This is a genomic window from Cupriavidus nantongensis, from assembly GCF_041726985.1.
GTDB lineage: Bacteria > Pseudomonadota > Gammaproteobacteria > Burkholderiales > Burkholderiaceae > Cupriavidus > Cupriavidus nantongensis_A.
Map to the genome: position 1 here is coordinate 2,233,890 of NZ_CP168302.1, position 18,514 is coordinate 2,252,403.

Here is an 18,514-nt window from a genome sequence, read left to right on the forward strand (position 1 = left end):
TTCTCTCTCGCTTGTTTGCTCCCCTCTCCCGCTTGCGGGAGAGGGGCGGGGGAGAGGGCCGGCGCATCTACGAAGTCCGGCACATCGCTTCCCGAGAGTCCGTCAAGCCCCCGGCATCGACGACGCCCTCACCACCAGTTCGGGCTTTGGCCCGGTGATGACCGTGCGGCTGCGCTCGCCCGACAGGTGCGCGAACAGCAGTTCCACCGCCAGCGACGCCACTCGCTCCAGGTGCAGGTTGACCGCGGTCAGCGGCGGCTGCGCGCTGCGCGCGCGGATGCCGTCGTAGCGCGTCACCACCAGCACGTCGTCGGGCACGCGCCTGCCCAGCCCTTGCAGGTGCGCCATCGCGCCGACCGCGAAGGCATCGACCGGCGCGCACAGCGCATCCAGTCCCGGCACCATCTCCAGCAGCCGCGCGCAGGCGTCCGCGCCGGCGGCCTCGCCGTGTTCCTCCGCCGCCTTGACGACATGGCAGGGCAGCCCCAGCGCCTGCGTGAATTCGCGGTAGGCGCGTTCCGTTTCCCCATACGAATGCCGCGGCGCGGCGCCGATCATCAGGCCGATCTGCCGGCGCCCGTGACCGTGCAGGTGCGCCAGCAGCAGCCGCGCGGTCTCGGCCGATTGCAGGTCGACGCAAGGCACCGGGGTTTCGGTCAGCGGCTCGCGCCCGATCGAGACGATGCTGACGCCGCGCTCGCGCAGCCGCGCGATATGCGGGTCGCCGGCGATCGGCTCGATCACGATGGCGCCGTCGATATCGAGCGTATCGAGCAGCCCGCCGGCGCCTTCCAGCGGCGGCACCAGCACCACGCCCAGCCCCCGCCCCATTGCCGCCTCGGCCGCGATCGCCGCCACCTCCATCATGAAGCCCAGCCGCGAGGTGCCGCCCGCCACCGCGAACGGCATCGACGACAGCAGCGCGATGCAGTTGGCGCGGCCCGACTGCAGCCGCTGCGCCCGCACGCTGGGCCGGTAGCCCAGTTCCGCGGCCACGCGCTTGACGCGCGCGCGCGTGGCCGGGTCCAGCACGCCGCGGTCATTGAGCGCGTGCGACACCGTGGTCAGCGAGACCCCGGCGGCGCGGGCGACGTCGTGGATGGTGATGCGGCGGGGGCGGTCGGGCGTGGCTTCGGTCATGCGGGGCAAGGGCTATGGGGGCGATGGCTGGCGATGGATCAGGGGGAGCATACCGCAGCGGCTGCGGCCCTCAGGTATGAAATTCCTCCGCCCGGCCACCACCCCCCGGCAGCTTGTGCCAGGCGCCGCGCTCGAATTCCGCGATCACCTGTGCGCCGAGCAGCAGCAGCGTCGCGGCGATTTCCAGGCTGAGCAGCACCACGATCGCGGTGGTCAGCGAGCCATAGACCCGCCCGACCTGCGACAGCGTGGTGAAGTACCACACCAGCACGTGGCGCGAGATCTCCCACAGCACCGCGGCGATCACCGCGCCGGTAAGCGCGTGGCGCAGGGATAGCCGGCCGACCGGCATCACCAGGTAGATCGAGGTCAGCATCAGCACCTCGCCGATAAAGCCGAGCAGGTAGAGCAGGCCGGTGGAGAGGCGGTCCAGCGACCAGTCGCGGCCCAGTACCTCGACGTGCCGTTCGCCGATCGCCAGCAGCGCGCCCGAGACCACGGTGACCAGCAACAGGCCGATGCTGAGCACGGCGATATAGCAATAGGGCAGCAGCGCCGAGACCAGGTAATGGCGGCGCCGGATCGCCACGCGGTGCTCGAAGATCACCGACATGGCGTTTTCCAGCACGGTGAAGGCGAGCGAGCTGAAGAACAGCATGGTGCCCAGCAGCACCCAGCCGAGGGTGCCGCGGTTGCGCAGGAAGCCGGCCAGCTCGGTGACCAGGGCGCGCGATTGCCCGGGCACGATCCACTCGAGATAGCGCGCCAGCGTCGACAGCAGCAGTTCGGGTTCGATCACGTGCGACAGCGCGATCACCATCAGGATCAGCAGCGGCACGATCGACAGCAGCGCGTAATAGGCCACCGCGCCGGCCAGCAGCAGGCCCTGGTTGGCGCGGAACTGGCGCAGCGTGTGCCAGGCAAAGCGCAGCGGATGGCGCAGCAGGTCGCTGAGGCGGGCGTGGGCAAGGTGCATGGCAGGCACCGGAAGTGGCGGTTGACGAGATTATGCGGTGCGCTAGGCGTGGTTGGCAGCGGGCGCCTGGGCCACGCCGGCCGCCTGGCGCAGGCAATCGAGCATCGCCGCCACCGCCGCGCGCGACTCGCCGTCGGCGCGCCAGTACATCGACACCGAGCCGAACCCCGCCAGCCGCAGCGGCACGATGCGCAGCGCGCCCAGCTCCTCCAGCCGGCGCGCGGTGCGGTGCGAGGCCAGCCCGACCATGTCGCTGTTGTTGAACAGGGTCAGGTTGAGCACCGTGGAATTGCTTTCCACGCAATCCGCGGGCAGCGCGCGCCCGGCGCTGGCGAGCGCGCCTTCCAGCGCATTGCGGATCGGCGTGCCGCGCGGCCATACCACCCAGCGGTGGCGGTACAGGTCGTCCCACGCCACCTTGCCGCCCTGCAGCAGCGGGTGCCGCGGCCGCGCGACGAAGTGGATCGGCTCCATGTACAGCGATTCGGTGTGCAGCTGCGCGTCCTGCAGCTCCGGCGCCGAGCGGCCCACCACGATATCCAGCTCGCTGCGCGCGAGCTGGGTCATGAGCCGGTCCATGGTGGTTTCCAGCAGCCGCACACTGGCGCGGGGCATGCGCTGCATCAGTTGCAGCGCGGCCAGCGGCACGGTGTCCGCCGCCGATGCGCCCGAGGTGCCCACCACCACGATGCCGCTGCCGCCATCGCGCATGGCCTGGAGGTCGTCGCGGGCGGTATCGAGCTGGGCCTCGATCCGGCGCGCGTGCTCGATGAGCGACTCGCCGTAGGGCGTGGGCCGCAGCCCGCGCGCCTGGCGCTCGAACAGCGGCAGGCCGATATCGTCCTCGAGGTCCTTCAGCCACTTGGAAAGCCCGGGCTGGGTGGTGTTCAGCATGGCGGCGGACTGGCTCATGTTGCCGGTCTCGGCCAGGCTCAGCAGCATCTGCAGGTTGCGCAGGCGTAGTCTCTGGGTCCAATCCATGGGGGTGACCTATACGGTAAATCGTATCGATAAGATGAAAACTTCATTTCAGATCTTATAGGGCGGGGCGTATAACGACAACACAGACGGTGCGCAGTGACACAGGCACCCACCCAAAGCGCTCTCGCAACGCCCGCTACGAAGTTACGGAGACAGCATGTCCGAGCACACCCCAGACCCGGCCCGCGTGGCCTACTACGAAGAAATCGGCCGCAGCCACATGACCCCGTTGTGGGAGTCGCTGCACGCCCTGGTGCCGCCGCAGCCGCGGCCGCAGATCGTTCCCGCCATCTGGAAATACGCGCAAATCCGCCCGCTCGTGATGCAGGCCGGCGGCGTTATCAGCGCCGAGGAAGCGGTGCGCCGCGTGCTGGTGCTGGAGAACCCCGGCATCCCCGGCAAGTCCAGCATCACCTCCACGCTGTACGCCGGCCTGCAGCTGATCCTGCCGGGCGAGATCGCGCCCAGCCACCGCCATACGCAGTCGGCGCTGCGCTTTATCGTCGAAGGCCAGGGCGCGTGGACCGCGGTCAATGGCGAACGCACCACCATGCACCCCGGCGATTTCATCATCACGCCGTCGTGGACCTGGCATGACCATGGCAATCCGTCGGTCGAGGACGGCGGCGAGCCGGTAGTGTGGCTGGACGGCCTCGACATTCCGCTGGTGCAGCAGTTCGACGCCGGCTTTGCCGAGAACTACCCCGAGTCGCAGCAGCCGGTGACCCGCGCCGAAGGCGACAGCTTTGCCCGCTTCGGCCACAACATGGTGCCGGTGCGGCACCGCGTGACCGATCCCACCTCGCCGATCTTCAGCTACCCGTATGCGCGCTCGCGCGAGGCGCTGGACCAGCTCTACCGCAACGGCGAGCTCGATCCCTGGGACGGTGTCAAGCTGCGCTACGTCAACCCGGCCACCGGCGGCTGGCCGATGCCGACCATCGCCACGTTCATGCAGTACCTGCCGGCGGGGTTCCAGGGCAAGACCTACCGCAGCACCGACGCCACCGTGTACAGCGTGGTGGAAGGGCGCGGCACCGTGCGCATCGGCGATGCGCAGTTCCAGTTCGAGCCGCGCGACGTGTTCGTGGCGCCGTCGTGGGCGCCGGTGCAGCTCGGCGCGCTCGAAGACGCCGTGCTGTTCAGCTATTCCGACCGGCCGGTGCTGTCCGCGCTGAACCTGCTGCGCGAAGCGCGCACCTGAGCCGGCAACCCGACCAAGGCCGCGGCCCGGCGATGCCAGCCGGCACCGTCGGGCCACGCTTACCTGACCCCATCACCGGAAGCCTCACCATGTCCTACGTCTTCACGCCTCCCGCCACCGTTGCCATCCCTGTTGTCGGCAGCGATGACCGGTTCGCCGTGCGCCGCGTCTACTGCGTCGGCCGCAACTACGCCGCCCACGCCCGCGAAATGGGCTTCGATCCCGAGCGCGAGCCGCCGTTCTTCTTCTGCAAGCCGGCCGACGCCATCGTCCCGGTGCAGGCCGGCACCACGCTCGACCTGCCCTATCCCGCGCAGACGCAGAACTACCACTACGAGGCCGAGCTGGTCGCCGTGATCGGCAAGGCCGGCTCGGATATCCCCGTCGGGCAGGCGCTCGAGCACGTGTGGGGCTACGCCGTCGGCCTCGACATGACCCGCCGCGACCTGCAGATGAAGATGCGCGAGATGGGCCGCCCGTGGGAAATCGGCAAGGCCTTCGACGCCTCGGCGCCGGTCGGCCCGATCCACCGCGCCAGTGAAATCGGCCATCCGCAGCAGGCCGGCATCTGGCTGACGGTCAATGGCGAAACGAAGCAGCGCAGCGATGTGTCGCACCTGATCTGGTCGGTGGCCGAGACCGTGGCGTACCTGTCGCAGTTCTTCCGGCTGGAGCCGGGCGATGTCATCTTCACCGGCACGCCCGAAGGCGTGGGCCCGGTCAAGGCCGGTGACACCATGGTCACTGGTGTCGACGGGCTGGGCGAACTGACCGTGCGCGTGGTCTGAACCCAGGCAAGCCGAATCATGCAGCTCTACAGCTTCTTCAACAGCTCGACCTCGTACCGTGTGCGCATCGCGCTGGCCCTCAAAGGCCTGCCGTACGACTACCTGGCCGTCAATATCCGCACCGGCCAGCATCGCCACGCGGAGTATGTCGATGGCATCAACCCGTCCGCTTCCGTGCCCGCGCTGGTCGATGGCGATTTCACGCTGGGCCAGTCGTTCGCAATCATCGACTACCTGGACGCGCGCCATCCCGAGCCGCGCCTGCTGCCGCAGGATCCCGAGCAGCGCGCGCGCGTGCTGGAGCTGTCGATGCTGGTCGGCTGCGACATCCATCCGGTCAACAACCTGCGCGTGCTGCGCTACCTGCAGGACACGCTCAAGGTCACGCCCGAGCAGAAGGACGCCTGGTACCGCCACTGGATCGACGAAGGCATGGCCGGCGTCGAGCGATTGCTGGCGCGCCACGGCCACGGCAAATGGTGCTTCGGCAATGCGCCCACGCTGGCCGATGTGGCACTGGTGCCGCAGGTCGCCAACGCGCTGCGCATGGGTTGCGAGCTGGATCGCTACCAGCGCGCGATGGCCGTCTTCGCCCACGCCAGCGCCCATCCCGCCTTCGCCGAGGCCGCGCCCGCGCGCCAGCCGGATTACACCGCCTAAGCACTGCCTGACGCCAGCGGCGCAGGCCAGGAGACAGAAATGAGCAATACCCATAACGCGACCGGCAAGGTCCTGATCATCGGCGGTGGCATCGGCGGCCTGGCCGCGGCGCTGGCGCTGGCACGCCAGGGCATCCGCATCGAACTGCTGGAGCAGGCCGAGCAGATCGGCGAGATCGGCGCCGGCATCCAGCTGGCCGCCAATGCCTTCGCCGCGCTCGACGCGCTGGGCGTGGGCGAGGCCGCGCGTGGCCGCGCGGTCTTTACCGACTACCTGAGCCTGCGCGACGCCATCGACACCAGCGTAATCGCGCAGGTCGATGTCGGGCAGGCATACCGTGAGCGCTTCGGCAATCCGTATGCGGTGATCCATCGCGCCGATATCCACCTGTCGATCCTCGAGGCGGTGCAGGACCATCCGCTGATCACGATGCGCACCAGCACGCGCGTGGAGCAGCTGCTGCAGGACGAGCACGGCGTGACCGTGATCGACCAGCACGGCGAGCACCACCGCGGCGATGCAGTGATTGGCTGCGACGGCGTCAAGTCCGCGATCCGCCAGGCGCTGATCGGCGATGAAGCGCGCGTGACCGGGCACGTGGTCTACCGCGCCGTGGTCGACGTGGCCGACATGCCGCAGGACCTGCAGGTCAACGCGCCGGTGGTCTGGGCCGGCCCGCATTGCCACCTGGTGCACTACCCGCTGCGCGGCGGCCAGCAGTACAACCTGGTGGTGACCTTCCACAGCCGCGAGACCGAAACCTGGGGCGTGCGCGAGGGCAGCAAGGAAGAAGTGCTGTCGTACTTCGAGGGCATCCACCCGCTGCCGCACCAGATGCTGGACCGTCCGACCTCATGGAAGCGCTGGGCCACCGCCGACCGCGACCCGGTCGAGCGCTGGAGCTTCGGCCGCGCCACCATCCTCGGCGATGCCGCGCATCCGATGACGCAGTACGTGGCGCAGGGCGCCTGCCAGGCGCTGGAGGATGCGGTCACGCTGGGCGCGGCGGTGCAGGCCGCCGATGGGGACTACGCCGCGGCCTTCAGGCTGTACGAGCAGGCCCGCATCCCGCGCACCGCGCGCGTGCTCTATGCCGCGCGCGACATGGGCCGCGTCTACCACGCCAAGGGCGTCGACCGTCTGGTGCGCAACAGCCTGTGGACCGGCCGCACACAGGCGCAGTTCTACGACGCGCTGCAATGGCTGCACGGCTGGCGCGCCGACAAGTGCCTGAGCGCCACGCCCTGGCTGTAAGCCGCTGAGCGCGGTGTTCTTTCCGCGCTGAAAACCCTTGCATCGAGCTGGCGGCCGACGAAGCCGCCGGTCCGCTCTCGCCCTAAACCTGGCAACCAGGAGGAGACACCATGCCTGCCAGCCAACCGCTCAACGTCACCGCGTTCATCGACCGCCAGCCGCTGTCGGCGTTCCAGGTGACCATCGTCGTACTGTGCTTCCTGATCGTCGCCGTCGACGGCTTCGATACCGCCGCGATCGGCTTTATCGCGCCCGCCATCCGCGCCGAATGGCAACTGACGCCGGCCCAGCTGGCGCCGCTGTTCGGCGCCGGGCTGGGCGGCCTGATGGCCGGCGCCTTCCTGTTCGGCCCGCTGGCGGACCGGTTCGGCCGCAAGGTGGTGCTGGTGCTGTCGGTGCTGTGCTTCGGCGCCGCCAGCCTGGCGTCGGCGTGGTCGCCGGACCTGTGGACGCTGGTGCTGCTGCGCTTTATCACCGGCCTCGGGCTGGGCGGGGCCATGCCCAACGCGATCACGCTGACCTCGGAGTTCTGCCCGGAGAAGCGGCGCTCGTTCCTGGTCACCACCATGTTCTGCGGCTTCACGCTGGGCTCCGCGCTGGGCGGACTGGCGTCGGCCGGGCTGATCGATGCCTTCGGCTGGCGCTCGGTGCTGGTCGCCGGCGGCGTGCTGCCGCTGGTGCTGGCGGTGGCGCTGGTGTGGCTGCTGCCGGAATCGGTGCGCTACCTGGTGATGACGGGCAAGTCGCGCGAGCGCATCGTCGCCACGCTGCGCAAGATCGCGCCGCAGGAAGACCTGCGCGGCGCGACCTTCGCCGTCAGCGAGCAGCGCGACACCAGCTCGCCGGTGCGGCACCTGTTCCGGCCGGCGCTGCTGCGCGGCACGCTGCTGTTCTGGCTGACGTTCTTCATGAGCCTGCTGGTGATCTACCTGCTGTCGAGCTGGCTGCCGACGCTGCTGCGCGGCACCGGCCATTCGCTGCGCACCGCGGCGCTGGTGACGACCATGTTCCAGGTGGGCGGCACGGTCGGCGCGATCGCGCTGGGATGGCTGATGGACCGGTTCAACCCGCACCATGTGCTGGCTACCAGCTATGCGCTGGCGGCGCTGGGCATCGCCGCGGTGGGCAGCGTTGCCGCCGAGCCGGTGGCCGCGGGCGTGGCGGTTTTTGTCGCGGGCTTCTGCATCTCGGGCTCGCAGGTCGGCGCCAATGCGCTGTCGGCCAGCTTCTATCCGACCGACTGCCGCGCCACCGGCGTCAGCTGGGCCAACGGCGTGGGCCGGATGGGCTCGGTGGTGGGCTCGGTCGGCGGCGCCACCATGCTGTCGATGGGCCTGGGCATGCCCGCGTTGTTCGCGTGGATCGGCGTGCCGGCACTGATTGCAGGGCTGTCGATGTTCTCGCTGGGCGTGGTCAGGCGGGAGCGGCCGCAAGCGCGCCTGGCGGTCTGAAGGCGGCGCCTGCGCCGACGCTCCCGCCGACATTCCCAAGGGTTATGGCTCTATTCCGAACAGAGGATTGTGGCCATGGCCGCGGGCCTGCAACATGGCGCCCGCGGCCTGCCCCCGGCAGGCTGGCATCTGATCACAGAAGGCGGCGCACCGCGCGTGCAGCCGCCTCGACAGCCATGGAGACAGTATGCAGGCGCAAGCGAAGTCGTGCGGGACGGGGTTCCGGCGCAGTCGGGCGTGGTGGACGGTGGTGCCGCTGGTGGCATCGATGGCGGCGCCGGCCGGCGTGGCGCTGGCGCAGGGCGCGGGCCAGCCCGCGGCGGTGGCCGAGAGCGAAGTCATGCAGGGTTTTCCGCCACCGCCGGACAAGCAGGTCAGTCGCGGCACCGGCCTGCGCCCGCCTTATATGCGTTGGGCGTTCCGGCATGCGCGCGAGATGTCGCCCACCGTGGGCATCCGCCATGCGAGCCAGCCGCTGCCGCTGCCGGGCCAGTCGGCGGCTGAGCTGGACGCGGTCAGTTTTAGCGTTGCCGGCCAGAAGGTGCAGGTGGGGGACTACCTGCGCGACACGCACACCGATGGCTTTATCGTGCTGCATCAGGGCCGGATCGTGTACGAGCGCTACCTTGCCGGCTTTGGCCCGCACCAGCCGCACATCTGGGCCTCGATGACCAAGTCGGTGACCGGGCTGCTGGCGGCGATGCTGGTCGAAGAGGGCAAGCTCGATCCGCAGGCGCGGCTGGCGCAGTACGTGCCCGAGCTGGCCGGCAATCCGTTCGGCGAGGCGACGGTACAGCAGAACCTGGACATGGAGGTGCCGGTCGGCTATCCGCAGGCGCTGCCGCCTGACCTGGGGCTGTTCGGCGCCGTCGGGATCGTGCCGCGCAAGGCCGACGCGCCCGATACCATCTATGACTTCCTCAAGGTCGTGCACGCCACCGGCACCGCCGGCGAGGGCCCGGACGGCGGCGTCTGGTACTACCAGAATGGCTCGCCCGAAGCGGTGGCGTGGGCACTGCGCCGCATCACCGGCAAGCGCTGGGCGGACCTCGTCACCGAGCGGCTGTGGTCGCGCTTCGCCGATGACGACGCCTACACCCAGGTCGACCGCCAGGGCACCGAAATGGCCAGCGGCGGCATGAACTCGACGCTGCGCGATGCCGCCCGCTTTGCCGAGACCGTGCGCCGCGCCGCGGCCGGCGATACCACGCTCGGCATTTCACCGAAGGCGGTGCGGATCGCGCTGCAGCCCGCCAGCAACCAGGCCCGCTTCGCGCGCGGCAACACTACCGCGGGCCGCGACGGCTACGGCTACCGCAACTACTGGTTCCAGCGTAACGACGGCGACGGCAGCATCGAGGCCAGCGGCCGCTTCGGCCAGAAGATCTACATCAATCCCGCCAGGGGCCTGACCGTGGTGAAGTTCTCCGCCAGCCCCGACGGCGCCGCGCGGGCGACCAGCGCCGCCGCCGTGCGCAAGCGCGACGACCCGGCACGCGCGCTGGAATCGTCAGAGGCCATGGTGGCCGCGGCGCACGCCATCGTCGGCGCGGCCAGCCGCTGAACCACGCCGGGCGCGCCCGGCCAATCCCCCCGCACCAAGTTCTCCCGCACGCCGCCAGGCCGTGCGCGGGGACCTGCGCGCTCGCGGCGCGGCCGGCTACGCACGCTGGTTGCCGTCCGCAATCCAGCCGCGGCGCCTCTGCCGCGGCGATGACCAAACAGAACCAAGGAGCGAGACATGAAGACGAGGCTTCACCGGATGAGGCTGCCCACGGCGCTGGCGATGCTGGCCATGCCATGGGCGGGCGCGCATGCCAGCGTCACGCTGTACGGCGTGGCCGATGCCAATATCGAGTACGTCAACCACCTGTCGGCCACGTTGCCGACGCAGGCGGGCTTTCCCGGGCCAGGCCAGAGCCGCGTGGCGCTGGGCTCCGGCGGCCTGTCGGGCTCGCGCTGGGGCTTGCGCGGTACCGAGGACCTGGGCGGCGCGCTGAAGGCGGTGTTCGTGCTGGAGAACGGCTTCGGTATCGACGACGGCCGGCAGACGCAATCCGGCCGGTTGTTCGGGCGCCAGGCCTTTGTCGGACTGCTGAGCGAGCGCGCCGGCCGGCTTACCTTCGGGCGCCAGTACACGGCCATCTTCGACGCGTTTTCCAACTTCTCGCCCAGCGGCTATTCGACCCAGTACGAGCCGATCGCGGCACAACTGGGCCTGGACTTCCGCTCGGACAACACCGTCAAGTACACGGGCACCTTCGGCGCGGTGACCGCCGTCGGCAATTATTCGTTCGGTAATGGCGTGCTCGGCGCCGGCGAGAACGCCGGGCAATCTCGCCGGGATACCGGCTATGGTGCCGGCCTGAACTACTTCGCCGGCGGCTTCGGCGCGGCGCTGGCGTTCAACCGCTTCAACCCCACGCTGGGGACCGGCGGCGCGGTCGGCAACTTCCGCAAGGCCGGCGCCGCGCTCAGCTATCGCGCCGGGCCGGTCAAGCTGATGGGCGGTTATCGCTGGGGCCTCAACAAGGCGGCCAACGGCGCGACCATCGTGCGGGACGATTACTACTGGGCCGGCGTTAACTACCGCGCCACGTCGGCGCTGGACCTGACGCTGGCGTTCTACTACGACGACGTCAAGGCGCTTGCCGGCCGCAATGTGAAGAACCCCTGGCAGGTCAGCCTTATCGCCGACTACAGCCTGTCCCGGCGCACCGACGTCTACCTGACCACCGCCTATGTGCAGCATGCCGGCATCAACTTCGATACCTCCGCGGTGAGCTTTGCCAACGGCTATTTCCTTGGCAGCGGCCATCGCAGCATGACTGCGGTGGCGGTAGGAATGCGGCACCGGTTCTGAACGGGGACTGCGCGGCCGGCCGGTATCGCCGGGCCGGCCGCGGTCGTTCAGGCCAGCGGCAGCTTCAGCACCTGCTCAGTGGTCAGGATATCGCCGAAGGTGTCGTCGAGCGCGGCCAGCGCGGCGCGGTGCAGGTCCTGGTGCGCGATCGTGCCGGCCGCGGTATCCAGGTCGCGCGTGGCGCAGGCATCGGCCGCCACGATCACGCCGTATCCCAGCGGCACCGCGTCGCGCGCCGCGCCGGTGACGCAGGCGTGGGTCATCAGCCCGGTGATGATCAGGGTCTTGATGCCGGCCGCCTTGAGGCGTTGGTCCAGGTCAGTGGTCGGGAAGGCGCTGACCGAGGTCTTCTGCACCACGGTATGGTGCGGCGCCGGCTGCAGGTCGCCGTGGAACGCCACGGTGGCGCCGTGTTCGGCGAAGACCGGGCTGCCCGCCGGCGTGACATGCTGGATGTGGAACACGGGCATGCCGGCGGCATCGGCGTGGTCGACCAGGCGCCGCGCGTTGCCAAGGGCGGCCGGGCCGTCGGGGATCGGCAGCTTGCCGCTGAAATACTCGTTCTGGAAATCGATGACCAGCACGGCGGTGCTGGCTGCGTCGATGGCCGTGCGGGCCGGTGCGCCGGCGATGGTGCGTAGGGTCGGGTGTTGCATGATGGTCCTCGTCGACAGGGAAGTAGGTGGGCGGCGCCAGTGGCGGCCGCTGCGTTCGCCGCAGGCGCGGCATGGAACGTAGTTTCCGGCGGCGCCGGGGGCACCGGAAGTGGCCCGATGGACAACATCCGATAGAATCGGGCCAAACCATGCCGCCGTGGCCATGCGGTTCCTTCTTCCGAGCCGCCCTAACCAAGCCCCCAACCCAGCGAGATTGCGATGCACACCGTCGCGGTGATTGCCTTCGAAGGCATCAGCCCCTTCCACCTGTCCGTGCCCTGCATCGTCTTTGGCGACGACCTCGACCGCCTCGGCGTGCCGCGCTACCGCTTGCTGATCTGCGGGGAGACGCCGGGTTTGATTGCCACCATGTCAGGCTTCCGCATCGAGGTGGAGCACGACCTGTCGGTGCTGGAGCAGGCCGATACCGTGATCATGCCGGCGTGGCGGGATCCGGGCGAGCGCGCGCCGCAAGCGCTGCTCGATGCGCTGCGGGCCGCCAAGGCACGCGGCGCGCGCATCGCCGGCCTGTGCCTGGGCACCTTCGTGGTGGCCGAGGCTGGCCTGCTGGACGGCCGCACCGCGGCCACGCACTGGGCCTGGGCCGACGACTTCGCGCAGCGCTATCCGCGGGTGCGGCTCGACCGCGATTCGCTCTATATCGACGATGGCGCGATCCTGACCTCGGCCGGCACCGCCGCCGCGCTGGACTGCTGCCTGCATCTGGTGCGGCGCGACCATGGCGCCGAGGTAGCCAACCGGGTGGCGCGCCGCATGGTGGTGGCGCCGCACCGGCACGGCGGCCAGGCGCAATACATCGAGCACCCGCTGCCGCAGGCGGACGGCGCCGACCGGCTCAGCCTGACGCTGGACTGGGCCATCGCGCACCTGGCCGAGCCGCTGACGCTCGATACGCTGGCCGAGAAGGCCGGCATGAGCCGGCGCAATTTCACGCGGCGCTTCAAGGAGAAGACCGGTACCACCGTGACGCAGTGGCTGCTGAACCACCGGCTGACCGCGGCGCGGCGCCTGCTGGAGACCACCGACAAGGGCGTCGACCTGGTGGCCGAGCTGGTCGGCTTCGGCTCGGCCGTTTCGCTGCGCCAGCACTTCACCCAGGCGCTGGCGGTGTCACCGTCGGCCTACCGCAAGCAGTTCGGCACCGCGCTGCCGCGCGAGCGCGCCGGCTGAGCCGTTGCGCTCGCCGGCGCGCCGGTGCCGGCCAACGCCGGCTCACATGTCGCGGTGATGCCGGTGCGAGCCGAACAGCCGCGCGCCCAGCACCACGCCGATCCCCAGCGCCATTCCGAGCGCGCGCACGGGGTTGGCATGGACGAACGATTCGGTCCGCTCGAGGCCGGTTTCCCACTCGCTGCGGACGCGTCCTTTCACGCGCCGGGCCACGTCGGCCGATTTCGCCGCGATCTCCGTCGCCGCGCTGCCCGACCTGGCCGCAAGTTCGACGAACTCCGCCTTGGCCTGTTCGAGGCTATCGCCGGACAAGGTCGGCAAGCGATCGATCAGCCGGTCGAGCTCGCGCGAGAGGTCCTGCGATGCCGACGATCGTGCCGATGTATCTCTCCACGGCGCGCCGCTGCGCGTCTCCGAACCCGATACCGAAGACATGCGCGTCTCCTGCTGGCGCAGGCCCGATGTGCTGGTGGGCGTGCTTGTCGTTTCCGTCTGTTCCATAGTGCGCCTCCGCATTGAAGTATCCATGGCGCACCGGGCGAACCCGGCGCGCCACGGGAGGGCAGTGCACCTTTCGTGCCGGGCGATGGCTGTCGGCGTGAACGCCTCTGCGCCATGCCGGACGTGGCGATACCGCGGCGCATCGACAGCACACCCGCATGCCGCATTACAAAGTCAGCCAGATTTGCGTGCCGAGATTGCGCGGCGGACCCGCCAGCGCCGCACGGCGCCGCGCACGGGATCGTCGGGGCGCACAAAACCGCGCTGCCCGGCTTGGCATGGCGGTTGCATCGTCAAGGGTGTCGTACTCTGCAAGCAGGAGGGCATCATGGCACATCAAATTCCACGGCCAGAGGAAGGGCCGCACGTACCCGAGGTGCCGCCCGCCGATCCTTCGCGCAAGAGCGAAGAGCAGCTTCCGCCCCGGCACGACGATGACCTGGGCAAGCCGCCGCGGCAGCCGGGACAGGAAGACCTGCGCCGGCGCTCGACCTGGTCGATGCAGCAATGGCAATAGCTTCCACGCAATAACGTCTATGCTGGACCGGTGTGCGACACGCCCCATCGCGGGTGCGTGGAGCGCGCCACCCGGCGCGCAAATCGCCACACACGTACCTGAGGAGGCATATCGATGCGTGTCATGGTGATCGTCAAGGCAACCAGCGACTCGGAAGCCGGCAAGATGCCCGGCACGGAGCTGCTGGCAGCGATGGGCAACTTCAACGAAGAACTGGTCAAGGCCGGCATCATGCTGGCGGGCGAGGGCCTGCAGCCCAGCGCCAAGGGCAAGCGCGTGCGCTTCGCGGGTACCCAGCGCACCGTGACCGATGGACCCTTTGAGCGGCCGGAAGAACTCGTCGCCGGCTTCTGGCTGTGGCAGGTCAAGTCCATGGATGAGGCAGTGGAATGGGTTAAGCGCTGTCCTAATCCCATGGAAGGCGAATCCGACATCGAGATCCGGCCATTGTTCGAGCTCGAGGACTTTGGCGCGGAGCTGACGCCGGAACTCCGCGAGCAAGAGGAACGGCTACGCGAGCAGGCCGCGCGCACGGCCAGGTCCCAGCAAGGCTAAGTCGGCGTAACGCAGCGAGAGACGGCGGTTCACACCTGTGTGTGAACCGCCGTTTGTGCTGGATGGGGCGCGGAGCGAGGCGAACATGCAGCCATCCGCCGGAACGATTCGCGCCGCGCGGGACCGAAACAGGACAGGCGTGTGAAGCGGCCATCGCCGCATGGCGAAAGCCGCGCCCGGCACGCGATCTTCCAGGAGGACTGACATGAACACCACGGCAAAGCTGGTTCCGTCGACCGAACTGGCGCGGCAGAATCCCGTCCACTTTCCGAATGAAAGCGCGGCGTATCGCGAGGCGCGCAACGCCTTGCTGGCGGAAGAAATCGAATTGCGGCGGCACATCGAACGCGTGGCCGCACAGCGCCGCGCGTTGCCGCCCGGCGGCGAAGTGACGAAGCGCTATACGTTCCAGGGCGAGCACGGGCCGGTGACGCTCGAAGACCTGTTCGCGGGCAAGGATACGCTGGTGGTCTACAGCTACATGTTCGGGCCGCAGCGGGAGCGGCCTTGTCCGATGTGCACGTCCATCATGGCCGGCTGGGACCACAAGGTTGCGGATATCGAGCAGCGCACGGCACTGGCGATGGTGGCGCGCTCGCCGATCGATCGACTGGTCGCGGCCAAGCGGGCCCGGGGGTGGACACAGCTAAAGGTGTATGCGGATGTGGACGGCGATTTCACTCGCGACTACGTGAGTGCGGAGGATGCGGACGTGCCCGGATATACCGTCTTTTCGCGGCGCGATGGCAAGGTCCGGCATTTCTGGAGTAGCGAGATGTATGCGTTGACGTGCGATCCGGGACAGGATCCGCGCGGGGCGCCGGATCTGGATGCGTTGTGGACGCTGCTGGATACGACGCCGGAGGGGAGGGGGGATTGGTATCCGGAGTTGGAGTATGGGAGGTAGGTCGATTGTGATTGTGGTGGGCGGTTGGCTGTCGTGCTTGACTGGCGTGGCTGTTTCGCCGGCGTAGCCGGCGACCTCCTTTCTGTCCGAGCGACAGAAAGGAGGCAAAGAGCGCGTCGCCTGGGCGGCTGGCCAAGGCGGTGTTAGTGGTTCGAACGGTGGTGACTTACGGTGAGGCGGTTGGTGGTTCGACCCTGCTGACGCTACCTGGATGTGCCTGGCGTTCGAGGTCGGATGGACGAACCCGACTTTAGGTCGGTGGCCGCCTACTAAGCACGTTATTGGTGGGACGCCTTCGGCTGCGCTGCGCGCACGCCCAATCTTAGGTCTGCTGCTCGGGCACGGAGTGCATCGCTGCGCTCGCATGGCGTTGTCGCGTGCGAGCCCAAGGGTCTTTCTCTCTCTCTTGTTTGCTCCCCTCTCCCGCTTGCGGGAGAGGGGCGGGGGAGAGGGCCGGAGCTTCAACGAAGTCACGACCGCAAATCTGCCACTTCACCGGCCAAGGCATGTCTTGAGGATTCGTTTCGGAGATCGGCTATTTGCGAACGGGCGCAGCGACGGCACGATGCTGCGTTCGCTCAGGAATGGGAACTGTCTTATCGAGTTCCTGACTCTGATGCGGGAGACTGACACGGTCATCGCACACAACGGTGGCCGGGCGTGGAAGCCCGAACTGCAAGCACCACAGGTCGGCGTCTTCGACGCCGCCTGTCTCCGCATACGCGCTTGTCATCCATGGCGGGCCGACACGAGGCAGCCGCAAGGCTGGCCGGCTTGGTGTTTGCATCGGTCTTCCACCCTCGTCGTCAGGCCCGCCGCCCTCCGCTAGCGTTGTGCGGTGGACCTTCAGGTAACGATTGGAGGGTCCTATGTCGGAAATCGATCTATCAACGGCGCGGTACAGTCTTTTGGCAGTGGCAGCGGGAATAGACGCCGTGCTTGCACTGCTAGAGCAGCAGAGTGAATGGTCGGAGGAGGCTTTTGGGGCGTTTTGCCTATTGGGGTTGGTGAAGGCGCAGTTGGAACGGGTGTTGGAAGAAGAGTTGCCTGTTTCCTGAGGCTGGCCGTTCTCACTTGTTGGCATTGGCATGGCGGGAGTGCTGTGCTTTGAATTCAAAACGCCTTGCACACAAAAATGCGGACAGCAAACGTTGAAAGACCTGCCCGGATTTGGACGCCCGACTTCGTCGATGCTCCGGCCCTCTCCCCCGCCCCTCTCCCGCAAGCGGGAGAGGGGAGAAAACAAGCGGACAAGAAAAGCCGGAAGGATCGCCCGCGATAGCGCGTGCGAGCGCAGCGACGCACTCCGTGCCTGAGCCCAAGGCCTGAGATAGTGAGCGCGCGCAGCGCAGCCGAAGGCGTCCCACCGACAACGCAGTTAGTAGGCGGCCACCGACCTAAAGTCGGGTTCGTCCATCCGACCCCGAACGCCAGGCACCTCCAGGTAGCGTCAGCAGGGTGGAACCACCAACCGCCTCACCGTAAGTCACCACCGTTCGAACCACTAACACCGCCTTGGCCAGCCGCCCAGGCGACGCGCTCTTTGCCTCCTTTCTGTCGCTCGGACAGAAAGGAGGTCGCCGGCTACGCCGGCGAAACAGCCACGCCAGTCAAGCACGATCCCCGACCAAAATGCCGAAGATGGCGAACCCTCAAACCGTTGCAACCGGCGTAACCGGCGACCCCACGGCGCCAGGCAACCTCAACGGCGGCGCCGTCAACTGAAACCGCGTCCGCCCATTCCCCCGCAGCCAATCCGCCAGCTCCCGCAAATACCACAGCTCCCCCAGCGGCAACCCCAGCTTGAACAAGCAATGGTGATGCAGCGGCAGCAAAGGATGGCTTGAATCGCCATCGGGCGCCGGGCGGGCAGGGTAGCGCTCCACCGCATAGTTGTCCGCGATCAGCGCCGCAATCCCCGCATCGGTGATCCAGTTCAGCAGCTTGTCATCACGCCCGTCGAGCGCGCAGCAACTGTGATGCAGCACGCCCTCATCGGGCTCGCGCTGCATCGACAGCACCACTTCGGCAAAGCCGGTGCGCAGCAGCAGCATGTCGCCGCGTTCGACTTCCGCCTTGCCGGCTTCCATCGCGCGCATCAGGTCGTCGTAGCCGACGTTGCGGAAGTCCATGCCGAAGACATGCGCCAGGTCCACCAGCACGCCGCGTCCCTGCATCCCCTTGACCGCGAAGTTCTCGATACCGAGCGCGTGCGCCGCGCTGTGGTCGTGGCCGCACGGGTGCGCCGCGAAGTTGTCGTCGTCGGCATAGTCGACCGGGCCGACGATATGCTCGTTGGCGCGATAGCCGTTGTAGTAGACCCGCTTGGCGCGGCCATCGCCGTCGGCATCGAAGAGCGCGCCCACATGCGCCAGCGCGTCCCATTGCGTGCTGTACTGCAGGCACATCAGCACCTGGTCGTCGCTGATGACATCGGTCGCCGCAGGATCCACCTTCGCCAGCGGGAAGTTGGTGTACGGCGAGTCGTCGCGGAAGGTCGGCCGCAGCACCGGCGGATGGCGGCGCGGATTGAGCTTGTTGCCGCCGGGGTAGTCCAGCGGCAGCGACAGGCAGAAGCTGAGCCCGGCCTGCACCTCGCGCGCGCCCTTGACGACCTGTTCGGGCCCGATCAGGTTGACGCGGCCGAGCTGGTCGTCGGGGCCGAAGTCGCCCCAGTTGGAACCTTGCGGACGTTGCTTCCAGCGCATGAGTCATGCCTCCTGTCGTGTGGCTGGCCGCGAGAACGGCCAGCGATGCGGAATGGAATTCGAAGCCGGGCAGGGTGTTGCGCAGGGCCGGCGCATAGATCGGCCGGTGCCATCTGGCATGAAACCGGTTGCACTCTTATAGGCCATGTCGCAGGGAACGGT

General features: G+C 68.4%; 18 protein-coding genes. 12 read left to right on the forward strand and 6 right to left on the reverse strand.

The features are described from left to right. Positions 1-102: 102 nt before the first annotated feature. The 3 genes from ACEI37_RS09785 to ACEI37_RS09795 all read right to left on the reverse strand — a co-directional run bounded on the left by ACEI37_RS09785 (position 103) and on the right by ACEI37_RS09795 (position 3,097). The gene (locus ACEI37_RS09785) at positions 103-1,140 is read right to left on the reverse strand and encodes a substrate-binding domain-containing protein (RefSeq protein ID WP_373376523.1); all 1,038 of its coding nucleotides are present in this window, start codon (positions 1,138-1,140) and stop codon (positions 103-105) included. A 70-nt stretch (positions 1,141-1,210) separates the two neighbouring features. Then, positions 1,211-2,116, reverse strand: coding sequence for a YihY/virulence factor BrkB family protein (locus tag ACEI37_RS09790; protein WP_373376524.1), 906 nt, complete (start codon positions 2,114-2,116; stop codon positions 1,211-1,213). Positions 2,117-2,158: 42 nt separating this feature from the next. Next, positions 2,159-3,097, reverse strand: coding sequence for a LysR family transcriptional regulator (locus ACEI37_RS09795; RefSeq protein ID WP_373376525.1), 939 nt, complete (start codon positions 3,095-3,097; stop codon positions 2,159-2,161). A gap of 157 nt (positions 3,098-3,254) precedes the next feature. On the opposite strand from ACEI37_RS09795, the gene gtdA reads away from it, so the two are divergent. The 7 genes from gtdA (at position 3,255) to ACEI37_RS09830 (ending at position 11,317) form a co-directional block, all read left to right on the forward strand. Next, positions 3,255-4,301: a gentisate 1,2-dioxygenase gene (gene gtdA, locus ACEI37_RS09800; RefSeq protein ID WP_373376526.1), complete on the forward strand. Its 1,047-nt coding sequence runs from the start codon at positions 3,255-3,257 to the stop codon at positions 4,299-4,301. Positions 4,302-4,390: 89 nt separating this feature from the next. Continuing rightward, on the forward strand, positions 4,391-5,089 hold the full coding sequence (locus ACEI37_RS09805) for a fumarylacetoacetate hydrolase family protein (RefSeq protein ID WP_373376527.1): 699 nt from the start codon (positions 4,391-4,393) through the stop codon (positions 5,087-5,089). 18 nt (positions 5,090-5,107) lie between these two features. Beyond that, the gene (maiA, locus tag ACEI37_RS09810) at positions 5,108-5,749 is read left to right on the forward strand and encodes a maleylacetoacetate isomerase (protein ID WP_373376528.1); all 642 of its coding nucleotides are present in this window, start codon (positions 5,108-5,110) and stop codon (positions 5,747-5,749) included. A 39-nt stretch (positions 5,750-5,788) separates the two neighbouring features. Continuing rightward, positions 5,789-7,003, forward strand: coding sequence for a 3-hydroxybenzoate 6-monooxygenase (locus tag ACEI37_RS09815; protein ID WP_373376529.1), 1,215 nt, complete (start codon positions 5,789-5,791; stop codon positions 7,001-7,003). A gap of 110 nt (positions 7,004-7,113) precedes the next feature. Beyond that, entirely contained in the window at positions 7,114-8,454 is a 1,341-nt protein-coding gene (locus tag ACEI37_RS09820) for an MFS transporter (protein WP_373376530.1), read from the forward strand. Between the two features lie 187 nt (positions 8,455-8,641). Further along, on the forward strand, positions 8,642-10,018 hold the full coding sequence (locus tag ACEI37_RS09825; RefSeq protein ID WP_373376531.1) for a serine hydrolase domain-containing protein: 1,377 nt from the start codon (positions 8,642-8,644) through the stop codon (positions 10,016-10,018). Between the two features lie 198 nt (positions 10,019-10,216). Next, positions 10,217-11,317, forward strand: a complete 1,101-nt coding sequence (locus ACEI37_RS09830; RefSeq protein ID WP_373377748.1) for a porin — start codon at positions 10,217-10,219, stop codon at positions 11,315-11,317. 47 nt (positions 11,318-11,364) lie between these two features. Here the strand turns inward: ACEI37_RS09830 and ACEI37_RS09835 are convergent, their stop codons facing one another. After that, entirely contained in the window at positions 11,365-11,973 is a 609-nt protein-coding gene (locus ACEI37_RS09835) for a cysteine hydrolase family protein (RefSeq protein WP_373376532.1), read from the reverse strand. A gap of 219 nt (positions 11,974-12,192) precedes the next feature. Here ACEI37_RS09835 and ACEI37_RS09840 point away from each other — a divergent pair, with 219 nt between their 5' ends. Then, positions 12,193-13,164: a GlxA family transcriptional regulator gene (locus tag ACEI37_RS09840; RefSeq protein ID WP_373376533.1), complete on the forward strand. Its 972-nt coding sequence runs from the start codon at positions 12,193-12,195 to the stop codon at positions 13,162-13,164. A 42-nt stretch (positions 13,165-13,206) separates the two neighbouring features. On the opposite strand, the gene ACEI37_RS09845 is transcribed toward ACEI37_RS09840, so the two are convergent. Continuing rightward, a complete protein-coding gene (locus tag ACEI37_RS09845) occupies positions 13,207-13,665 on the reverse strand; it encodes a YqjD family protein (protein ID WP_373376534.1) in 459 nt (152 codons plus the stop codon). Between the two features lie 328 nt (positions 13,666-13,993). Here ACEI37_RS09845 and ACEI37_RS09850 point away from each other — a divergent pair, with 328 nt between their 5' ends. From ACEI37_RS09850 to ACEI37_RS09865, 4 genes are all read left to right on the forward strand, one after another. Next, positions 13,994-14,182 (forward strand): hypothetical protein, encoded by a 189-nt coding sequence (locus tag ACEI37_RS09850; protein ID WP_373376535.1) that lies wholly within the window; start codon positions 13,994-13,996, stop codon positions 14,180-14,182. A 114-nt stretch (positions 14,183-14,296) separates the two neighbouring features. Beyond that, positions 14,297-14,737, forward strand: a complete 441-nt coding sequence (locus ACEI37_RS09855; protein WP_373376536.1) for a YciI family protein — start codon at positions 14,297-14,299, stop codon at positions 14,735-14,737. A gap of 205 nt (positions 14,738-14,942) precedes the next feature. Beyond that, a complete protein-coding gene (locus ACEI37_RS09860) occupies positions 14,943-15,644 on the forward strand; it encodes a DUF899 family protein (RefSeq protein ID WP_373376537.1) in 702 nt (233 codons plus the stop codon). An 869-nt stretch (positions 15,645-16,513) separates the two neighbouring features. Next, positions 16,514-16,702 (forward strand): hypothetical protein, encoded by a 189-nt coding sequence (locus ACEI37_RS09865; RefSeq protein WP_373376538.1) that lies wholly within the window; start codon positions 16,514-16,516, stop codon positions 16,700-16,702. 594 nt (positions 16,703-17,296) lie between these two features. Here the strand turns inward: ACEI37_RS09865 and ACEI37_RS09870 are convergent. Continuing rightward, entirely contained in the window at positions 17,297-18,352 is a 1,056-nt protein-coding gene (locus ACEI37_RS09870) for a cyclase family protein (RefSeq protein WP_373376539.1), read from the reverse strand. Between the last annotated feature and the right edge of the window lie 162 nt (positions 18,353-18,514).